A 14,130-nucleotide genomic window follows, 5' to 3' on the forward strand; every position below is an offset into this window, starting at 1 on the left:
AAAAAGTCCGGATTAGTGCATTAATTTTAGCCTAATCCGGACTTTATTTTTTATAAAATATTTGATTTAGCTTTCAGCAGCCTCTGCTTCTTTAACTTTTACCTCCCATTTCCAGGCGCTTGCCAAAGATGTATCCAAGTCGGTTTCGGCTTTCCAGCCTAAAACTTCATTTGCTTTTGTAGTATCTGCATAAGCAGCTATAACATCACCTTCTCTTCGCGGTGCGATTTTATAATTCAGTTTTTCCCCGGTTGCTCTTTCAAAAGAATTTACCACTTCTAAAACTGAACTTCCTTTACCTGTACCTAAATTGAAAACTTCATATTTTGGCGCTTCTTTATTTTCAAGAAGTCTTGTAAGTGCGGCAACATGTGCTTCAGCTAAATCCATAACATGAATATAATCTCTTATGCAGGTTCCGTCTTCTGTTGGATAATCATTACCAAAAACTGAAAGTTGTTCTCTTTTTCCAATTGCGGTTTGTGTGATAAAAGGAACCAGGTTTTGCGGAGTTCCTAAAGGGAGTTCCCCAATTTCAGCAGATTCATGTGCTCCAATTGGATTAAAGTAACGTAATGAAATAGCTTTTAAACCCTCAGCTACCTTACAGGTATCTACAATGATCTCCTCTCCTATTTGTTTCGTATTTCCGTAAGGAGACTCGGCTTTCTTTACAGGAGATTCTTCTTTTATAGGTAATTCATCGGCCTGCCCATAAACCGTGCAGGAGCTACTAAATATAAAGTTGGCTTGCTCTTTTTTGCTTAATTCCTGAAGCAAATAAATTAAAGAAGCAAGATTGTTTTCATAATATAATAATGGGTTTTGAACACTTTCACCAACTGCTTTAGAAGCAGCAAAATGAATAACTCCGGCGATATCGGTATACTTTTCAAAAAAATCTTTAACGCTAGATTTGTCTCTTAGATCTAGCTTTTCAAATTCCGGAGTCTTTTCAGTAATTCTTGTAATTCCGGCTAAAACATCTATTGAAGAATTAGATAAGTTGTCTATAATCACAACATCATATCCTTGTTGTTGGAGTGCAACCACAGTGTGCGAACCTATAAAACCAAGGCCGCCGGTTACTAATATTTTTCCACTCATAATTTAGGTTGATTAACCTGCAAATTACTGAATTAATTACAAATATTAAAGCTGTTTTCTATTCTTAATTATTCTTTAATCCTATAGGAAATATGATTGTTCTAATAATTATAATCATTTACAAAGGCCTATATTTGTAGTCAAAAAAAATTCCCATGGAAAAAGACAAGGCAATTAAGATCTTTAAAATTGTAAGCACTTTAGAAGCTATTTCATTTTTAGTGTTATTGCTAATAGCCATGCCTTTAAAATATATCTGGGATATACCAGAAATGGTTAGGATTGTAGGAATGGCTCATGGTATTTTATTCGTTTTATATGTTTTAGGAGCTTATTATATGTACGAACTTTTAAACTGGAATTTAAAACAACTATTTACAGTGATTATTTGTTCAGTATTACCCCTTGGCCCATTTTACGTTGAAAGAAAATTTTTGTAATGATTCAGTTGGATGAGCATGTAAAACAGTTGTCCTGTTTACTGGAAGACTTTTTATTGCGAAATGGTGTAAATTATAATCTTGCCCATTACGCTAATCTTTTATTAAATATTCTGGTTTTAATTCTTATAATTATTGGAATTAACTATTTGATAAAGCGTTTTGTAATTCAAACATTTAAAACCTTTACCGATAAAACAAAAACTACTTTTGATGATTTTTTGATTCAGAGTAATTTTCCTAGGTATGTAGGTCAAATTCTACCTTTAATGGCACTTTATTATTTAGTGCCTATCATTTTTGTAGATTATGAGGCGATATTGGCCATTTTCGATAAGCTTTTTGATCTTTATGTTATCATCCTTGTCATCTGGATTTTTAGAAGTTTACTGCGTACATCCAAGAACTATCTTAAAACATTACGCCAGTTTAATGATAAGCCTGTAGATAGTTACATTCAGGTAGTGATGATCCTTGTTTGGGTGGTTGGCCTAATGTTTATTTTTGCTGAAATTACCGGAGAGTCCATTCGTAGCTTTATAATTTCTTTAGGAGCCGCTTCAGCAGTATTAATTTTAGTATTTAAAGATACAATTTTAGGTTTTGTAGCGTCTATACAGGTTGCTGTTAACGATATTGTTAGAATTGGAGACTGGATTACGTTCGATAAATATGGCGCAGATGGTAATGTTACTGAAATTAGTTTAGCCACAGTGCGAGTACAAAACTGGGACAATACTTTTACAACAATTCCTACTTACAGCCTTATTTCTGAATCTTTCCAGAACTGGAGAGGAATGCAGGAATCTCCCGGACGAAGAATTAAGCGTTCTGTTTATATTAAGCAGAATTCAGTAAAATTTATGACTTCTGAAAATCTGGACGAGCTAAAGAAAATTGCTTTAATAAAGAAATATGTAAGTACTAGACAGGAAGAAATCGATAAATTCAATAAGGATAATCAAATTGATAAAAGCCTTCCTCTAAATGGTAGAAACCAAACCAATCTTGGGATTTTTAGAAAATATGTAGATGCTTATCTAAACGAACATTCTGCAATACATAAAGAATTATACATTATTGTAAGACATCAGGCGCCAACGGATAAAGGAATTCCTATAGAAATTCTATGTTTTAGCCGGGACAAACGATGGGAAAATTTCGAGTATATTACCGCAGATATTTTTGATCATGTAATTGCGGCTATTCCATATTTTGGATTGCAATTATTTGAATCTCCATCTGGCGACGATATCACTAAAATGTACGGTTTTCAGCAAGAAAATTAACCTAACTTAAACATAGCGGCACAGCATTTTAGTATAAATTGCTGGTTATGAAACTACGTCGCTTCTTTCAGATATTTGGTGTTTTCGCCATCGTTCTAACTATTTTTCCATTTGTAGCTGCAGATTACTGGTGGATACGGGTATTCGATTTTCCGCATGTTCAGTTAACCATGCTAACGGCTTTAGCCTTAGTGTTGTATTTTATAAAATTTAATATTCGGTGGTTTGAAGATTATATTTTTGTAGCGATTCTTATTGCCTGCTTAATCGTTCAGGTTACTAAAATTTACTTTTATACACCGTTTAATGATGCTGAAATTGGAGACAGCACTAAAGAGGAACCAAGCATTAAACTTCTTACAATAAATGTGCTGCAAAAAAATAAAGATCATAAAAGTATTTTAGAAGAAGTAGATCGATTAGATCCCGATTTATTAATAATCGACGAGGCCAATTTGGAATGGAAAAATGATATTTCGCCCTATCTCTCTAAAAAATACGCTTATAAAAAAGAGGTTCCTTTCGATAACACCTACGGAAAGTTATTCTACTCTAAATTAAAATTGGTTAATCCAAAGGTGCATTTTATGGTAGAAGACAGTATTCCTTCAATAGATACAAAAATTATTTTTGAAGGCGATACCCTGCAATTTTACAGTATTCACCCAACGCCACCAATGCCACAGCACAATCCAAGTTCTTCAGATCGTGATGCCGAAATGATGAAAATTGCCCTTAGAACTCGCGATTCTAGATATCCGGTAATTGTAATGGGAGATTTTAACGATGTTGCCTGGTCGCAAACTACACACATGTTTAGAAAGGTAGGCGGTTTATTGGATTTACGTATAGGTCGTGGTTTTTACAATACTTTTAATGCCAAAAATTTTATCATGCGCTGGCCATTAGATCATATTTTTGTTACAGAAGAATTCAGGGTAAAGTGCATAGAAGTAGGTAATGATGTAGGATCTGATCACTTTCCGGCTTTTGCTGAAATTACCTTTGAACCAGAATTAGCCCAAGAACAAGTTCCTGAGCCACCTAAAGAATCTCAGCTTAGCTATGCCAAAAAGCAAATTGAAGCAGAAAAAGAAGAAGATCAGGAAAAAGCTGAAAAAGAATCTAAGAAATAGTACATCAGCACAAAACAAGTTGATTAAAATAAGGAGTAAAAGAAAAGCCAGTAAAATTAGTTACTGGCTTTTCTTTTACTATAATTATCATTCTTACTTATCAGCAAGACGATCTTTTACAAATTCAACTTTAGTTTTACCGTGAGGCTTTGGTTTGCCGTGTTCATCTAAAGCCACCATCACAATTTTATCGATGGTAATAATAGATTCTCTGGTCATTTTATTACGAACTTCAGATTTTAAAGTAATCGATGCTGTTCCAAATTTAACAACTTCGATACCAATTTCTATAATATCGCCTTGTTTTGCAGAGCTTCTAAAATCAATTTCACTCATATACTTGGTTACCGTTTTAGGATTTTCAAGCTGAATAATGCTGTATAGCGCACATTCTTCATCTATCCATTCTAATAGTCGGCCTCCAAATAAAGTTTGATTGGGATTTAGATCTTGTGGTTTTATCCACTTTCTTGTATGAAAATTCATTTTTTATTTTAAAATTATAAAGAAATATGCCCAAAATTAGGGCGTGATAATTCTGAAAAATAATCTGGTAATAGACTTAGTATATCACAAAAATTAGCAATTTTCACATTATAAAAATTGCTTTGCAAAATTAACAATCTCGCTATGATCAAAGGCTAGTTTTGGTAAATCTTTAATATCAAACCATTCAGCCTTTGCAGCATCATCGTTAGCTATCAAGTCTTTTTCACCATTAATTTGTGATAAATAAACTACAGATATCGTATGGCCTCTAGGATCTCTACCAGGTTTGCCAAAAGTACCAATTTGTTGAGTTTTGTCTACTACCAAACCTGTTTCCTCTTGTAATTCTCTTTTTGCTGCATCTGGTAAGTCTTCGTCCTGATCTACAAAACCTCCCGGTAAAGCCCAATGACCTTTAAAAGGTTCGTTTTTTCGCTCTACAAGTGCAATTTTATAAGTGTCCTTAATCTTATAAAACACGAAGTTATCTACAGTTACCGCAATTTTTGCTCTCATCATTTATTTTTTAGGCGGTAAGGTTTTAGGAATCACTATTGAAGTACCGAATTTCTTATTAAATTTTTCAATAAAATAAGCCGATAATAAAGGTGATGCTTCTTCCAGGTTTTGGTGCACATAAAAATATAACTGCTTTAATCCCTGTTCATGCCACTCTCCTATTCTTTCTAACCAATCATCCAACCTCGCATAATCTGATGGGTGATTTGCGCCGTTGTAGCGTATAAAAGCGGTTGAATTGGTAAGACGCATGTGAAGCAAATCTCTTCTTCCGGCAGAATCTACAATAACACTGCTTAAATTATATTTTAGTAAAAGATCATTTAATTCTTTTGCAACAGTTTCATCGTTATGCCAATCTGTATGGCGAAGTTCTACAGCAAGGGGAATTTCCTTAGGCCAATGTTTAAAAAATGGTTCTAGACGCTCTATCCATTTCGGCATAAAGTTATCTGGCATTTGTAAAAAACAACAGCCTAATTTTTCCTTTAACGGAAGCATATTTGCAACCACATCATCTACTAAAGTTTCGGTATCATTTAACCGCTTTATATGACTAATTATCCGCGGAACTTTAGGAGAGAATTGAAAATCGTCACTTGCTTTACCATACCAGGTTTCGAATTGCGAGTCTGGAAAAATTCGGTAAAAAGAAGCATTTAATTCTATCGCATTAAACTGCGTAGCATAATAGGTCAACTCGTCTTTTGTACCTCTGGGGTAGAAATTCTTAAGATCCTGGCGATTCCATTTCGCGCAACCAATTCTTACATTTTCGAAAGAAGAAGCTTTTTCTTTATTTAAAACTTCCTTGGTTTGTGGATGATCTGGTGGCAGCGTAAAATCTACACTCCCGGGATCTTCAACTTTTCCAAATTTCATGAATTTGAATTTTAATTAATATTTGTTGAAATACACTGTTTTTCTATTTACAAACTCCTGAATTCCGTGGGAAGAAAGCTCCCGGCCGTAACCAGAAATTTTAGTTCCGCCAAAAGGTAATCTTGGATCACTTTTTACCAGTTGGTTTACAAAAACAGCCCCATCTTCAAACTCTGGTACAATTTCTTCAGCAAATTTGAAATCTTCTGTAAAGATAGAAACTCCTAAACCAAAATCTGAGAAATTTACTAAATCTATAGCTTCCTGATTTTCTTTAAAGGTGGTAACTGAAATTACAGGGCCAAATGTTTCTTCAGCAAAAACAGGCATTTCTTTGGTCACTTTGGTAAGAATAGTTGGTTCAAAATAAGCTTTGTTTCTTTTGCCTCCCAATAAAAGCTTCGCCCCTTTTTTAACCGACTCATTTACTTGTTTTTCTAATTCTTCAGCAAGATCTTCTCTAGCTAAAGTTCCTATGTATGTATCTTGATCCATAGGATCACCACTTTTTAATTCACGAGCCTGTTTTAAGAATTCTTCCATAAATTCTTCTTCAATACTTTCGTGAAGTAGCAAGCGTTTTCCGGCAATACAACTCTGCCCCGTATTTTGAAACCTTGCCTGCACACAGGTTTTTACAGTTTCGGCAATATTTGCATCTTTAAAAACTACTAAAGCATTACTCCCTCCAAGTTCTAAGACCGATTTTTTAATTTCACTACCGGCAGTTGCAGCTACGGCGCTTCCTGCAGGCTTGCTTCCTGTTAACGTAACAGCTTTTATACGTTTATCCTTTAAAATAGCTTCTATTTTGCTACTCGAGATTACTAAGTTTTGGAAACATCCTTCTGGAAATCCTGCATTTTTAAATACTTTCTGAATATTTTCTGCAGATCGCATTACATTACTTGCGTGCTTTAATAGCCCAATATTGCCAGCCATAAGTGCAGGAGCAGCAAACCTAAAAACCTGCCAGAATGGATAATTCCACGGCATGATAGCTAAAACAATTCCCAGGGGTTCGTAGCTTACATAACTTTTTTGTGCATCGGTTTCAATTATTTCGTTTTTAAGATGATCTTCGGCATTTTCAGCATAATATTCGCAAACCCAGGCACATTTTTCAATTTCAGCTAAAGACTGTGAAATTGGTTTCCCCATTTCTTTGGTAATATCTTCAGCATAAGATTGTTTATTTTCACGCAAATCTTTTGCAGCATTTTTTAAAAGTTTGCTTTTTTCTGAAAAACTAACTTTTCGCCAGCTTTTAAAACGATCGTTTGCGGTGGCAATAGCCTGTTCTATTTCTTCTTGGGTATATTCTTTAAATTCTTCTATAATTTCCCCGGTATAAGGGTTCTTTGAAGTGATCATAACATCATTTTTTGTTCAATCTTAAAGGTACTAAGAGCTAATGGCAAGCTGAAACGATTAAGAGGAATTTAACGCTTGGTTTTTAGTGCGAAATCTTCTTATTAAAAAGCATTCAAAAATCATCAAATCTTAGATGTTAGTATTTTTAATTTTAAAAAAATGAAAAGTTGATTATTCAAAAAGCATTCCTTGTTTTATCGAATTTCAGCACAGAATATTCAAATATTTTGTTAATTGTTTATAACCAGTTTACAAGTAATTTTTGGGATATGGTAATGCATACTATTTATTAGTATTTTAGAGCAAACGCCTTTATTATGAATCCACGTGATTACCAATTACTTCAATTAAGGCCAGAAATCCCATCAGCTAAGATTTCAGAGAACATGAGTTCAGATGAGAAGTTCCAAAACGGAACTCTTAGGCCTATTGTTAAACTTCAAAACGACTTATTAATAGAAGCATTCAGGAACTACGTTACCAAACACAAAAATGCGTTTTATGAACTGGGTATTGAAAAACGTATGGTTTATATCGAAAATGCTATTCAGCGTGATATAAAATTCAGAAATAGTTTAAAAGGAATGATTATAGGCCAGTTTACGGTTGAAGAATACCGCACATATATTAAAAATTCTTCGGCTTTAAATAAGCGAATGATGAATCTGGTAAAGCAAAGATTGCAGGATAATGTTCAGCTTTTAGAACGCGATATGGCGTACTAAAAGCCCGATAATTATAGTGATAGAAAAGCTCATAAGTGTCCCGATAAGCACATATTCTGTTTGCTTGCGGGCACTTGCTTCATTTTTGTCTGCAAATCTTAAAATCGATTTTGCGGCGATTAGAAATCCTATGGCCGAAAAATTATCGGTAAGAATAAAAGTTAGCACTAAGATTCGTTCAAAAATCCCTATATAACGGCCTGCAGCTTTTAAGCTTAAAGGTTCTTTGGTGTTTTTTAAAATCTCGTCGTGCCACTTTTCTGTAGCTTTTCCAATAATAAATCCCACCGGAAAAATAATAAGTAAATAAGCGATAAGAATGGCTAAAAACGAATTAGAATCTAACAAATAGATAAAACTTGTGCCTATTTTATCGAAATTTGAGCTTAGGTATAACCAGGCCAAAAAGATCATTAAAAGATGAAAAAACTGGTCTAGTAAGAAATACTTAAGATTATCTTTTTTTTGGTTTAGTTTCCATAAATCGATAAAAAAATGAGTGATACTTATAAATAGCGGAACAAGGATTTGATCCCAGTCTCTTAGCAGCAAATAAGAGAACAATCCGGCTAAAAATGCATGGATATAAAGGAAAGTAGATCTTGATTTTTTCTTTTGTTTTTGCTTTACCCATTTTGAAGTTTGAAAAACAAAATCGGTAAGAATATGCGCTAAGAAAAGTTGTAGAAAGATCATTGATTTCCTTTAAATGTTGCTGAAATTTTTTCTTCGAAACGTTTTAATAATACTGAAATTGGATCCCAACCGGCCGCTTTTTTTCGCTGATTAACGGCACTCTGGCTTATACCTACAATTTGAGCAATTTCTTTTTCTTTTAAACCCTGAAGCAAATAGAAAATCACTTCAGCAGAAGCAGTACTCCAACGATCTGCAATAAAATCGAAAAGCGCTAAACTAGCATCAAACTCGGCATTTACATCGATATTCGATGTTTTTAGCATTAATTTTCTGGATCCAGATTTTATTTCATCTAAAGTTCGTCCAGAAAATTGAAAAGCTTCACCATTACTTTCAGAAATTTCATCCCGTTTTAAATCAAAACTACCAATTCCTATCGCAAGTTTCAAATCGGCCTTGATAATCGACGAATTTGCTTCAGATTCTAATTTATTTAGCGCTGTTTTTAGTAAAATAGCGCATAAAAGAGATTTTTCTGGCTTATTTATAATCCCCTGAAGACTGTCTCCTCTATAGATGCTGAAATTGGTTGTTTTTTCAGCTAATTTTTCTTCAAAATAAACAAATTGCTGTTGCAAGGTTTCGATTACCCGTTCCAAAAACTCAGGTTTATAAGCTGAAGATTCAATTAAGTCGGCTGTTATTACTGCGATCATATTTCAAATATAAAAAATATAAGTCAATTAACTAATATTAGTTAAAAATAAGTTTTAAGACTTATAAAAATATAAAATAAGCTGTTAGACTTATGAGAGTGTAAATACATGCTTAATGCCATACTAAACTTTTACTAATTCTTTCAGGAGAGAAAAACAGAAGCTTAATTTTAAAGGAACAACTAAAAAAATGAAAATGGAAACGAATAAAAAAGAACTATTTTACAAGTGTTTAGAAACCATTAACGAGAAAATTGAGCAATATCAAAATCGGATGGATCAAATTAAAGAATCCATGGAAAGTAATGACATTAAAACCGATTATGATGAAGACAATAAGGGCGAAATGTTGAGTGATTTTGAGAAAAATGCAGGATACCTTAGCGAAGCACAGGAACAAAAAGAAGAATTAAGTAAAATAGATCCCGATTATAAAAACGAAAGAATTGGTTTTGGAAGTATTGTTGAAACTAAGGAACAATACTATTTTATAGCTATTCCTTTGGGAGAAATTAGCATGGAAAATGGTAGTAAAATATTTGCAATATCAACAAAAGCTCCTATTTACAAAGAGTTAGAGGGAAAACAGAAAGGTGATACTTTTCAGTTTAATGGGAAAGAACAAGAAATTACAGGACTCGAGTAATTAACTTATAATTACTCTGGATATTCAACCCTTAAATGATAGATATTCTTAAGTTTTCGCTTAAGAATTTTCTTGATCATCTGGATTTCCTTAAACGTAATATTCGAATTTAAAAACTGACCTTCTTCCATTTGTTTATTGATAATTTTCTCTACAAAACTATCAATAAGCGTGGAAGTTGGTTCTTTTAAACTCTTACTAGCCGCTTCTACACTATCACACATCATTAAGATAGCCGTTTCCTTACTAAAAGGAATTGGTCCAGGATATCTAAAATCATCTGGATTTATCTCACTATCAATTTCTTTCGCTTTCATAAAGAAATAATATACCGTACTGGTTCCGTGATGCGTTCTAATAAAATCGATCACACGATCTGGAAGATTATTTTTTCTAGCAATTTCTATTCCTCTAATTACGTGATCGATAATAATTTGCGCGCTTTCCTGTGGAGCTAAATCATCATGTGAGTTAACTGATGAAACCTGATTTTCTGTAAAATAAGTGGGATTTTCCATTTTCCCAATATCGTGATACAAAGCTCCTACCCTTACCAGCATGGCATTGGCATTAATTTCGTTAGCAGCAGCTTCAGCAAGATTGGCAACATTCAGTGAATGGTGAAAAGTTCCCGGTGCCTTTTCTGAAAGTTCTTTTAGAAGTGTACTATTAGTGTCTGATAGTTCAAGTAAAGACATATCTGAAACCATTCCGAAGATCTTCTCATAAATATAAATAAGCGGCTGAACGAATAAAGTTGCCAAACCACCAAGCAAAAAAGTTAGAAAAACTTCAGATTTAATATCATCTATAGTCCCTTCCTGAATTATGGTAAAAGCAAAATAGGAAATAATATATACCAGCGTAATTTGCCCTACGGAAATAAAAAGGTTGGCTCTTTTATATAATTCTGAAATAGTTAAAATAGTAACGATTCCTGCAATGATCTGAAGGAACATATATTCGTAACTATTAGGTACGATAAAACCTAAAAGTAAAACAGTGATAACATGCGTAAACATTCCCAGACGCGCATCAAAGAAGGCTTTTAAACTAAGCGGAAGAATACATAATGGCACCACATACACATAATTCACATCGAAATTTACCACTAATGTTGTGAGCATTACCATGAAAATAATGTTGAAAAATATGAATGTAATTTTCACATTATTCTCAAAAATCGCAGGTCTGTATTTTTGGATAAATAATAGCAACATTAAAAGCGCCATGGCAACCAATGCACTGTAACCTACAATTATCCAGTTATAGTTGGATTTACTCCAAACCTGAGATTCATATTCAGCTTTAAGCGAGCGTAAAATATCATATTTATTTCCTTCTACAACCTCGCCTTTCGCAATCACACGGCTTCCCTGTTCTATGTTACCCCTGGTGTACGAGATGTTATCGAGTTTGCTTTGTAAAACACGTTCTGTAAACTCGTTATCATAAAACATGTTAGGGGAAACACTATTAAAGAAAATCTCTAAAAGATCGTTGCTAAATCTATCTAAATTAGCATCATAGATCTTTTGATTAATGTAATCTCTAATCTCACCCTGTTTAAAAACATTTTTATACGGAATCTCGAATGCTTCGTTCCCTTTTCGCAAATAAATTAGATCACCAGGTTCCATTTGTTCATTTTCCTGGGCAAGACCATAGCGATAAATTTCTTCTAATCTTGAAGTAACGAAATTGGTAATAATACTTCGATAGTTTCCTAGAATACTATCACTAAAAACTTCATTAATTTCCTGTAAGGCTCTATTTTTAACCCTATCTGCAATATCTTGATCGTATTCGTAATAAGGAATATTATTGGCGGCGATTTCTTCACGTTCCAGCCTTAATTCTTCATCAGACTTTAAAATAGCAAAATCGAATGGAGCATAAAGGCTTTCGTGTTGCCACGGTTTTCCCTTCGGAATTTCATATTTGAATTTTCCTCCCTTTGGAAGCAAATAAACAATAAGAACTGCCGTTAGTATGAATAAGAAAACTTTGTAAAAAAGCGCCTGATTTTTGTATAGCTTGTTTACGAAATCCACCATATAAATCGAAGTATTCGTCAAATGTACTAAAAAATAGTGGTCATTAAATACGTCTTGCCAAGTTCCTTTTAAAATCACTAAATTCGCAAAACAGTAATAGCTAAATTGCATTATTATGAATAACGAAGTAGTAATTGTTAGTGCTGCCAGAACTCCGATTGGTAGTTTTTTAGGTAGTTTATCTGATATTCCAGCCACAAAATTAGGTGCTATTGCCATTAAGGGTGCACTAGATAAGATTAATTTAAAGCCAGACTTAGTTGAAGAGGTTTTAATGGGGAATGTTGTACAGGCTGGTAATGGGCAGGCTCCGGCAAGGCAGGCTGCATTAGGCGCGGGTATTCCAGATTCTGTGCCCTGTACTACAATTAATAAAGTTTGTGCAAGTGGAATGAAATCTGTAATGCAGGCAGCACAATCTATAATGTTAGGTGACGCACATATTATTGTTGCCGGTGGTATGGAGAATATGAGCATGATCCCCCACTATCTTCATCTTAGAAAGGGACAAAAGTTTGGGCCTGCAAGTATGGAAGATGGAATGCAAAAAGATGGTCTTGTAGATGCTTATGATAAAAATGCCATGGGGGTGTGCGCAGATCTTTGTGCTAAAGAATATGAATTTACCAGAGAAGATCAAGACAACTTTGCTATCAAATCTTACGAACGTTCTGCAGCAGCATGGGCAGCAGGTAAATTTGATGATGAAGTAGTACCTGTTGAAGTTCCGCAAAGAAAAGGTGATCCTATCATTTTTAAAGAGGATGAAGAGTACAAAAATGTGCGGATGGATAAGATTGGATCTTTGCGTCCTGCTTTTTCTAAAGATGGTACGGTTACAGCAGCAAATGCTTCTACCATAAACGACGGTGCTGGTGCTGTGGTACTAATGAGTAGAACAAAAGCTGAAGAATTAGGGCTAGAAATTCTTTGCACTATAAAAGGTTTTGCAGATGCCGCCCAGGAGCCAAAATGGTTTACCACTGCACCGGCTAAAGCATTACCAAAAGCGCTGGCAAAAGCAGGTGTTTCTCAGGATGAAATTGACTTTTTTGAATTTAATGAAGCATTCTCTGTAGTAGGATTAGCTAATATGAAAATTTTAGGATTATCTGACGATATAACAAATGTGAATGGAGGTGCCGTATCTTTAGGGCATCCTCTTGGCTGTAGCGGCGTGAGAATTTTAATCACATTAATTAATGTTCTTAAGCAAAACAATGGTAAATTGGGCGCTGCTGCGATTTGTAATGGCGGAGGCGGTGCTTCTGCTATGGTAATCGAAAGAAAATAATCCTAAATTCAGAAATTAAAGTTTTAATGCAATACGGTATTTGCCCTTTAAGCATTGTGCCTCTTCGTTTTGCCCCTTCTAACGAAAGCGAAATGGTATCACAGCTTCTTTATGGAGAACATTTTAAAATACTTGAAGAAAGAGCAAAATGGAGTAAAATTCGTGTTGCCTTTGATGGTTTTGAAGCATGGGTTCAGAATAAACAGATTCAAAAAACCGAAGAAACTGTTTATAATGATTTAGATTCACAGCAACCTGAACTATCTGCAGATCTTATTGAATTTATTGTTGGGCAGAATGGAGAATTAACTCCAGTTTCTATTGGAGCATCCTTAAATGCAAATACTTTTTTAAAAAACAGGTTTGACGGAAGTATTGTGCGCAGTATTCTTCCCAAAGAAAATATTGTAAAAACTGCTTTATTTTATCAAAATTCTCCGCATTTATGGGGTGGTAAGTCTCCGCTTGGAATAGACTGTAGTGGATTTACCCAAATGGTTTATAAATTAAATGGATATAAGCTAAAAAGAAATGCAGCAGAGCAGGCAAAACAAGGTGAAGCTCTAAGTTTTATAGAAGAAAGTGAAGCTGGTGACCTAGCTTTTTTTGATGATAACGAAGGTGTTATAAATCATGTTGGTATAATGATGCAGGATAATTATATTATCCATGTAGACGAAAAAGTTAGAATAGACAGGATAGATCATTCTGGTATTTTTAATGCCGGGTTACGTAGGCATACTCATAAACTTAGAGTAATAAAGAAGATCATTTAAAATAGAGTTGATTTTTATCGATTATTAGCATAAAAAAAGCC

Annotated in this window: 15 protein-coding genes; 7 read left to right on the forward strand and 8 right to left on the reverse strand. The window is 34.1% G+C overall.

Annotated features, from left to right (window positions below; genetic code table 11):
* Positions 1-66: 66 nt before the first annotated feature.
* The gene (gene galE / locus IIF7_RS05860; protein ID WP_084840746.1) at positions 67-1,107 is read right to left on the reverse strand and encodes a UDP-glucose 4-epimerase GalE; all 1,041 of its coding nucleotides are present in this window, start codon (positions 1,105-1,107) and stop codon (positions 67-69) included.
* Between the two features lie 155 nt (positions 1,108-1,262).
* Between galE and IIF7_RS05865 the strand changes: the two genes are divergently transcribed.
* From IIF7_RS05865 to IIF7_RS05875, 3 genes are read left to right on the forward strand one after another with little or no spacing between them, the layout of a single operon-like run.
* Entirely contained in the window at positions 1,263-1,547 is a 285-nt protein-coding gene (locus IIF7_RS05865) for a DUF3817 domain-containing protein (RefSeq protein ID WP_084840747.1), read from the forward strand.
* Entirely contained in the window at positions 1,547-2,836 is a 1,290-nt protein-coding gene (locus IIF7_RS05870) for a mechanosensitive ion channel family protein (RefSeq protein WP_084840748.1), read from the forward strand. The genes IIF7_RS05865 and IIF7_RS05870 overlap by 1 nt, the downstream gene beginning before the upstream one ends.
* A 47-nt stretch (positions 2,837-2,883) precedes the next feature.
* Positions 2,884-3,972, forward strand: a complete 1,089-nt coding sequence (locus IIF7_RS05875) for an endonuclease/exonuclease/phosphatase family protein (RefSeq protein WP_176218904.1) — start codon at positions 2,884-2,886, stop codon at positions 3,970-3,972.
* A gap of 93 nt (positions 3,973-4,065) precedes the next feature.
* Here the strand turns inward: IIF7_RS05875 and IIF7_RS05880 are convergent, their stop codons facing one another.
* The 4 genes from IIF7_RS05880 to IIF7_RS05895 all read right to left on the reverse strand — a co-directional run bounded on the left by IIF7_RS05880 (position 4,066) and on the right by IIF7_RS05895 (position 7,236).
* Entirely contained in the window at positions 4,066-4,458 is a 393-nt protein-coding gene (locus IIF7_RS05880) for an acyl-CoA thioesterase (RefSeq protein ID WP_084840749.1), read from the reverse strand.
* Positions 4,459-4,566: 108 nt separating this feature from the next.
* The gene (locus IIF7_RS05885; RefSeq protein ID WP_139801275.1) at positions 4,567-4,980 is read right to left on the reverse strand and encodes an NUDIX domain-containing protein; all 414 of its coding nucleotides are present in this window, start codon (positions 4,978-4,980) and stop codon (positions 4,567-4,569) included.
* A complete protein-coding gene (locus tag IIF7_RS05890; RefSeq protein WP_084840750.1) occupies positions 4,981-5,862 on the reverse strand; it encodes a DUF72 domain-containing protein in 882 nt (293 codons plus the stop codon). It abuts the gene before it with no gap.
* 15 nt (positions 5,863-5,877) lie between these two features.
* Positions 5,878-7,236: an NAD-dependent succinate-semialdehyde dehydrogenase gene (locus IIF7_RS05895; RefSeq protein WP_084840751.1), complete on the reverse strand. Its 1,359-nt coding sequence runs from the start codon at positions 7,234-7,236 to the stop codon at positions 5,878-5,880.
* A 317-nt stretch (positions 7,237-7,553) separates the two neighbouring features.
* Between IIF7_RS05895 and IIF7_RS05900 the strand changes: the two genes are divergently transcribed.
* Entirely contained in the window at positions 7,554-7,961 is a 408-nt protein-coding gene (locus IIF7_RS05900) for a glyoxalase (protein WP_084840752.1), read from the forward strand.
* Here IIF7_RS05900 and IIF7_RS05905 read toward each other — a convergent pair.
* Together IIF7_RS05905 and IIF7_RS05910 are read right to left on the reverse strand one after the other, a co-directional pair.
* Positions 7,938-8,657, reverse strand: a complete 720-nt coding sequence (locus IIF7_RS05905; protein WP_084840753.1) for a DUF3307 domain-containing protein — start codon at positions 8,655-8,657, stop codon at positions 7,938-7,940. The two genes, IIF7_RS05900 and IIF7_RS05905, sit on opposite strands and share 24 nt — an antisense overlap.
* Complete coding sequence (locus IIF7_RS05910) at positions 8,654-9,316, reverse strand: SatD family protein (protein WP_084840754.1); 663 nt, start codon at positions 9,314-9,316, stop codon at positions 8,654-8,656. Before IIF7_RS05910 ends, IIF7_RS05905 begins: the two co-directional genes overlap by 4 nt.
* Positions 9,317-9,512: 196 nt before the next feature.
* Here IIF7_RS05910 and IIF7_RS05915 point away from each other — a divergent pair, with 196 nt between their 5' ends.
* The gene (locus IIF7_RS05915) at positions 9,513-9,962 is read left to right on the forward strand and encodes a transcription elongation factor (RefSeq protein WP_084840807.1); all 450 of its coding nucleotides are present in this window, start codon (positions 9,513-9,515) and stop codon (positions 9,960-9,962) included.
* Between the two features lie 11 nt (positions 9,963-9,973).
* Here the strand turns inward: IIF7_RS05915 and IIF7_RS05920 are convergent, their stop codons facing one another.
* Positions 9,974-12,019 carry an HD family phosphohydrolase gene (locus IIF7_RS05920; protein ID WP_084840808.1) on the reverse strand — a complete coding sequence of 682 codons (2,046 nt, stop codon included), beginning with the start codon at positions 12,017-12,019 and terminating at the stop codon, positions 9,974-9,976.
* Between the two features lie 115 nt (positions 12,020-12,134).
* Here IIF7_RS05920 and IIF7_RS05925 point away from each other — a divergent pair, with 115 nt between their 5' ends.
* Both IIF7_RS05925 and IIF7_RS05930 read left to right on the forward strand, forming a co-directional pair.
* Positions 12,135-13,313: an acetyl-CoA C-acyltransferase gene (locus tag IIF7_RS05925; RefSeq protein ID WP_084840755.1), complete on the forward strand. Its 1,179-nt coding sequence runs from the start codon at positions 12,135-12,137 to the stop codon at positions 13,311-13,313.
* A 26-nt stretch (positions 13,314-13,339) separates the two neighbouring features.
* Positions 13,340-14,089, forward strand: a complete 750-nt coding sequence (locus IIF7_RS05930) for a C40 family peptidase (RefSeq protein ID WP_084840756.1) — start codon at positions 13,340-13,342, stop codon at positions 14,087-14,089.
* The last annotated feature ends 41 nt before the right edge of the window (positions 14,090-14,130 follow it).

The organism is Zunongwangia atlantica 22II14-10F7 (assembly GCF_002094855.1).
Taxonomy (GTDB): Bacteria; Bacteroidota; Bacteroidia; order Flavobacteriales; family Flavobacteriaceae; genus Zunongwangia; species Zunongwangia atlantica.

What these genes read in the sequence shown, in the direction of transcription:
- galE (WP_084840746.1), bottom strand. Translation starts at nt 1,107, where the DNA reads ATGAGTGGAAAAATATTAGTAACCGGCGGCCTTGGTTTTATAGGTTCG.
- IIF7_RS05865 (WP_084840747.1), top strand. Translation starts at nt 1,263, where the DNA reads ATGGAAAAAGACAAGGCAATTAAGATCTTTAAAATTGTAAGCACTTTA.
- IIF7_RS05870 (WP_084840748.1), top strand. Translation starts at nt 1,547, where the DNA reads ATGATTCAGTTGGATGAGCATGTAAAACAGTTGTCCTGTTTACTGGAA.
- IIF7_RS05875 (WP_176218904.1), top strand. Translation starts at nt 2,884, where the DNA reads ATGAAACTACGTCGCTTCTTTCAGATATTTGGTGTTTTCGCCATCGTT.
- IIF7_RS05880 (WP_084840749.1), bottom strand. Translation starts at nt 4,458, where the DNA reads ATGAATTTTCATACAAGAAAGTGGATAAAACCACAAGATCTAAATCCC.
- IIF7_RS05885 (WP_139801275.1), bottom strand. Translation starts at nt 4,980, where the DNA reads ATGATGAGAGCAAAAATTGCGGTAACTGTAGATAACTTCGTGTTTTAT.
- IIF7_RS05890 (WP_084840750.1), bottom strand. Translation starts at nt 5,862, where the DNA reads ATGAAATTTGGAAAAGTTGAAGATCCCGGGAGTGTAGATTTTACGCTG.
- IIF7_RS05895 (WP_084840751.1), bottom strand. Translation starts at nt 7,236, where the DNA reads ATGATCACTTCAAAGAACCCTTATACCGGGGAAATTATAGAAGAATTT.
- IIF7_RS05900 (WP_084840752.1), top strand. Translation starts at nt 7,554, where the DNA reads ATGAATCCACGTGATTACCAATTACTTCAATTAAGGCCAGAAATCCCA.
- IIF7_RS05905 (WP_084840753.1), bottom strand. Translation starts at nt 8,657, where the DNA reads ATGATCTTTCTACAACTTTTCTTAGCGCATATTCTTACCGATTTTGTT.
- IIF7_RS05910 (WP_084840754.1), bottom strand. Translation starts at nt 9,316, where the DNA reads ATGATCGCAGTAATAACAGCCGACTTAATTGAATCTTCAGCTTATAAA.
- IIF7_RS05915 (WP_084840807.1), top strand. Translation starts at nt 9,513, where the DNA reads ATGGAAACGAATAAAAAAGAACTATTTTACAAGTGTTTAGAAACCATT.
- IIF7_RS05920 (WP_084840808.1), bottom strand. Translation starts at nt 12,019, where the DNA reads ATGGTGGATTTCGTAAACAAGCTATACAAAAATCAGGCGCTTTTTTAC.
- IIF7_RS05925 (WP_084840755.1), top strand. Translation starts at nt 12,135, where the DNA reads ATGAATAACGAAGTAGTAATTGTTAGTGCTGCCAGAACTCCGATTGGT.
- IIF7_RS05930 (WP_084840756.1), top strand. Translation starts at nt 13,340, where the DNA reads ATGCAATACGGTATTTGCCCTTTAAGCATTGTGCCTCTTCGTTTTGCC.